General features: G+C 61.7%; 1 pseudogene. It reads right to left on the bottom strand.

Going from position 1 to position 3,738, the window contains the following annotated elements:
* Positions 1 to 11: 11 nt before the first annotated feature.
* Positions 12 to 3,738: pseudogene (locus MMG91_RS28655) on the bottom strand (beta strand repeat-containing protein); the annotation flags it as partial.

Below are 3,738 nucleotides of genomic sequence, written 5' to 3'. Positions count from 1 at the left end.
GTCGTTTCAGATCACACCGTATCCACCTTCAACGAATGGTCGTTGAGCATGCCGTTGATGATCGTCGCCGTATCCGCCCCACCGGCAATCACCCCACCCGCCCCTGGCGTTACACCGTAATGGCTGGCCAGATTCACACCCGCCAGGTCGATGGTCTGGTTCGGTGTGGCGCCGGCCATGGCGCTGACGTCGATGCTGGTAATCACCGAGGCGCCACTGCCGCTGACGGTGAAGTGCAGGTAGTCATCCAGTGACGCCGCGGTGCCGTTTTCGCCTTGCAGCAGTTGCGACAGGTCGAGTTTGTCGGTGCCTGGGGTGAAGTCGGTGATGACGTCGTGGCCGCTGTTGCCCTTGAGCCACTGGAAGGCGTCGGCACCGCTGCCGCCGGTGAGGGTGTTGTTGCCGAGGCCGCCGATGAGGAAGTCGTCGCCGCCCCCGCCGTTGAGCACATCGTTACCCAAACCGCCGTTGATGATGTTGCTGTTGTTGTCACCCATGAGGCTGTCGTTGAAGTTTGAGCCGGTGAGGTTTTCGATGCCGGTCAGGGTGTCAGTGCCCGCGCCAAGGGTGTTCTGCGCGGTAAGCAGGCCCAGGTCGACAGTGACCCCGGCGGTGGCGTGGGCGTAGTTCGCGGTGTCGTTGCCAGTGCCGCCGTCGAGCAGGTCATTACCCGCTCCGCTGAACAGCAAGTCGTTGCCGGCGCCACCGTGCATTTCGTTGTTGCCTGAACCTGCGGTGAGCACATCATTACCGTCGCCGGCATTGATGACGTTGTTGCCAGCGCCCGCCACCAGTACGTCGTCCCCCGAAGTGCCGGTCAGCGTATGGCCGTCCTGATAGCTGATGGTCACATTGGCCGAGTCGCTGCCGCCGTGGTTGTCGTTGGCGGTGTAGCTGCCGTGGAAGTCCGGCGTGGCATCGTGGGCTCCGGCGTAGTTGACGGTCATGGTCAGCTGGTAGTTTTCCGCCCCCTTCCCGCTGCTGCCCGGACCACCGTCATCGATGTTGGTGATGTGGATCTGGTACGTGGCGTCTGCCGAGGCGGTGATGGTCTGGCCGTCGGCGATGGCAATGAAAGCTCCACCGTTGACCGAGTACTCCATGGTGATATGACCGGCCGCCAGGTTGTGGTCCAGGTTGAGGGTTTCACCCTGTTTGAGGTTGACGGTGATCCGGTCCTCATCATTGGTATTGTTGGCGTTGACCGACCCCAGTGCTCCGCTGACCACCAATACTGCCGTCATGGCTGCGGTGTTGGCGACGAATGCGCTACGGGCGATGGTCACTGCCTGGACATTGTTGCCGGTGAAGCTGAAGTTCGGGTTGGTGCCGGTAAAGTCCCCGCCCCTGACCGTCCAGCCGGTATTGAAGGTGGTCGGCGATGCGGTGAGCGGGTCGCCATTGACGTCGCTGTCGTTGGCCAGCAGCAATTCGCCCGGCAGCACAATGCTGCCCGACAGCACGTTGGTGATGACGTGGTCATCGACCGCCACCGGAGGCGTGTTCGGAATCACGTTGATCACCAGGGTGGAGCTGGCCAGATCGCCGTCATTGTCGCTGACGGTGAAGCCGATGTTTTCGGTGATGACCGCGGCCGTGGTTTTCTGCGAGAGGTAGGTGTATTCCCCGGTGTCGAGGTTCACTAATAGGGTGCCGCTGTCGTCAGTGGCGATGCTCAGGGTGTTATTGGCGGTGTTGAACGTGCCGTGGTTGGCGCCGCCGCTGAAGCTCAGCGAACCCTGATTACTGTTGGCTTTTGGATCGTAGGTATAAGTGGTGCCGTCGATCGTGATGGATTTGATGAATCCGCCATCGGCGCCGAATGTACCGCCCTCGCCCAGCAACGAACCGGTGACTGGCGCACCTTGCACGGTGCCCGAGAGTACCGAGTTGAGTTGATTGAGGTCGGTCACTATCACGGCGTTGGTGTTGGTGTGCGTGCTGCCGTCATAGGCCACCGGATCGAGGCTGTCGTTACTGACGCCACTGCCCAGGCCGATGGCGTAGTTCTTGATGTCATTGGCGTCGAGGAAGGCTTTGAGCGCGGTCTCGTCCGCGGTGCCGATGTCGCCTTCGTTGGGTTTGCCATCGGAGAAGAAGTAGCCGACGTTCTGCGCCCCGATCAGTTTGCCCGAGGTATTGAACGCGGTTTGCATGGTCGCCACGGCTGCGTCGTAGTTGGTGCCGCCGCCCTCGCTGAGACCAGCGATGAGCGACTTGGCGGTCGCCACATCGACCCACACAGAGGTCAGGTCCGTGGCGCTGCTGCTGAAGGTGACGATCTGCACTTTCACATCGCCGAGGTCGTCGTACTTGTCCAGCAGTGCGCTGATCGCCTGTTTGGCCAGGTCCAGCCGCGATAGACCCGACACGCCGGAAGGGTCGACCATGCTCCCGGACACATCGATCACCAGCAGCAGGTTGGAGTCGATCTGCACCGCGGGCACCGAACGCTCCGAGGCAACGGCTTTGGGCACGTCATCGACGATGCTGACCACAAGGGTGCCGGTGGTGCTGTTGCCCACGGCATCGGTGGCGGTATAGGTGAAGCTTTCGTTCAGCGTATTCGCGCCGTCGTTGGCGTTGGGCGAAGTTTTCGGCGCCGAGGTCAGGGTGTAGGTGTAGCTGCCGTCGGGGTTGAGCAGGATCTGCCCGTAGGTTCCGGTGGCACTGCCGACCAGGGTGTAAGTGATCGCACCGCTGGCGCCGGTGACCGCACCGACCAGCGTACCGGAGCCGGTTTCACCGGTGTTTCCCGGCTCGCTGCCCGTGACCGTGCCTGCTGCCAGGTCCTGGCCATCCCGAGTCAAATCCAGGGCTTTTTCGTAGACGGTCACGTCAGTATCGGTGACCGTTACGAGGCAGCTGTTCTGGACGTCGATGGTGATCGTGGTGGTGCTTTCATCACCATCGGCATCGCGCACAGTGTAGGTGAACACATCCGTGGCGCCCGGTTCACCGACCGAGTTCGGGTTGCTGTGATACACGGCGTTGCCGCTCGCATCCAACGTGAGATAGCCATAGGTGCCGTTGATTTGCGTGTTCAAACCGCCGATGGCCGAGGTCGAGGTGTCGCTGCCGGCGCGTACGCCGATCACCGCACCACCCACTGCCGGGCCGTCAGCACCGAGCACATCGTTGTCCAGCACATTACCGCTGACTGTCCCGCCCTCCACCACCGCGACTGAATCGCAGTAAGCAGTCGGCACGTCATCGACGATGTTGATCACGATGGTACTGGTGACGCTGTTGCCTAGAGAATCGGNAGCACATCGTTGTCCAGCACATTACCGCTGACTGTCCCGCCCTCCACCACCGCGACTGAATCGCAGTAAGCAGTCGGCACGTCATCGACGATGTTGATCACGATGGTACTGGTGACGCTGTTGCCTAGAGAATCGGTGGCCTGATAGGTGAAGCTTTCGCTCAGGGTGTTCGGTCCGTCGTTGGCATGGGGCGTGGTCGCTGGTGCGGACGTCAGGGTGTAGGTGTAACTGCCATCCGGGTTGAGCAGGATTTGCCCATAGGTCCCGGTGGTGCTACCGACCAACGTGTAAGTGATCACGCCAGTAGCGCCGGTGACGGAACCGACCAAGGTGCCGCTGGCAGTTTCACCGGTATTGCCAGGCTCACTGCCGGTGGCCGTGCCTGCCGCCAGGTCCTGGCCATCCTGGGTCAAATCCAGGGCTTTCTCCTGAACCGTCACGTCGCTATCGCTGACCGCCACGAGGGTGCAGT

The sequence above is a fragment of the Pseudomonas sp. JL3 genome (assembly GCF_031570575.1).
GTDB lineage: Bacteria > Pseudomonadota > Gammaproteobacteria > Pseudomonadales > Pseudomonadaceae > Aquipseudomonas > Aquipseudomonas cucumis.
This window is presented reverse-complemented; position numbering and strand designations above follow the sequence as displayed.